Annotated in this window: 1 protein-coding gene and 1 pseudogene; both read left to right on the top strand. The window is 72.0% G+C overall.

Translation table 11 applies throughout. From position 1 onward, the window contains the following. Nucleotides 1–28: 28 nt before the first annotated feature. Nucleotides 29–601 carry a hypothetical protein gene (locus AC16JP_RS08910; protein WP_484340260.1) on the top strand — a complete coding sequence of 191 codons (573 nt, stop codon included), beginning with the start codon at nucleotides 29–31 and terminating at the stop codon, nucleotides 599–601. Further along, nucleotides 598–1,159: pseudogene (fliI, locus tag AC16JP_RS08905) on the top strand (flagellum-specific ATP synthase FliI); the annotation flags it as partial. The gene AC16JP_RS08910 and the pseudogene fliI, both read left to right, overlap by 4 nt.

The following is a 1,159-nucleotide window of genomic DNA, read 5'->3' as shown; positions in this document are numbered from 1 at the left end:
ATCACCCTGCCCGGCAAGGGGGCGGATTATGTCTGAGGCAGGCCTTGCCGTCTGCGCTGCGCCGCTGCGGGCGCTGCTGGGCGTGCCTCCGTCCGCCCGGCCGCCGCGGCCCGCACCGCCAGACACGAAAGCGCTGGAAGCAGCCCGCGCCGAAGCCCGCGCCGAAGCCAACGCGACATGGGCAGCCGAAGTGGCGGCACTTCGCCTTCAGCTTGCGAACGAGCGCGCCTCGCACGAGAGCGCAACCCGGCAGCACGCCGAACTCGCGGCATCGGCAGCATATGCAATCGAGGCGTGCTTTGCCGATGCACTGGCGTCGCTGTCGTTCACGACAATGGGCGTGGTGCTTGCTGCCCTGCCGCCGATCGCGGAAGCCACGCTTCGCAGCCTGATCGCCGAAGCAACGGCAGGGCTGCCCAGGGGCACGCTGTTCGTCGCGGCAGATGTGCTGGCCCCGTGCGCGGAAATCCTGCCCCCCGGCTGGGAAGTGGCTGCGCGCGACGGCCTTGCCCCCGGCGTGGTCGAGGCCGAGTGCGGCCCGGCCTTGCAGCGCGCTTCGCTTTCCGCTCGCCTCGGGCAACTGCTGGATCTTGCGCCATGAACGCGGGCCTGATCGCCGCCGCCGCAAACAGCGCAGCAACGCGCCTGCGCGCCGCCAGCTTCAGCGCGGCGCGGGCGGGCCGCGTTACCGCCTGCGAAGGCCTGCTGATGCAGATGGAGGGGCTGGAAGCGCCGGTCGGCGCGATCGTTGCGATCGACACGGCGGAAAGTCCGGTGCAGGCGGAAGTCATCGGCTTTCGCGGCGACCGCCTGCTGCTGATGGCGCTTGGCAATGCCGCCGTCGCCCCCGGCGCGCGCGCGTGGCTGCTGGCGCAGGCAAATGATGTGGGCGTCGGCAGCGCGTTGTTCGGGCGGGTAAGCGGCGCCCACGGTGAACCGATCGACGGACGCGGCGCCTTACCCACGGACAACGGCTGGCCGCTGGGCGGCCGGCCGTTACCGCCGCTCGACCGGGCCGAAGTCACCGAACCGCTGGCCAGCGGCGTGCGCGCAATCGACGGCCTGCTGACGCTGGGGCGCGGCCAGCGCGTCGGCCTGATCGCCGGCAGCGGCGTCGGGAAGTCGGTGCTGATGCAGCAACTGGTGCGCGGCGTAACCG

It is taken from the genome of Sandaracinobacteroides sp. (assembly GCF_057137845.1).
The sequence above is the reverse complement of the archived record's forward strand: the minus strand, read 5'-3'. Positions and strand labels throughout refer to the sequence as shown.

Coding starts and splice junctions, on each gene's coding strand:
- AC16JP_RS08910 (WP_484340260.1), top strand. CDS start 29: ATGTCTGAGGCAGGCCTTGCCGTCTGCGCTGCGCCGCTGCGGGCGCTG.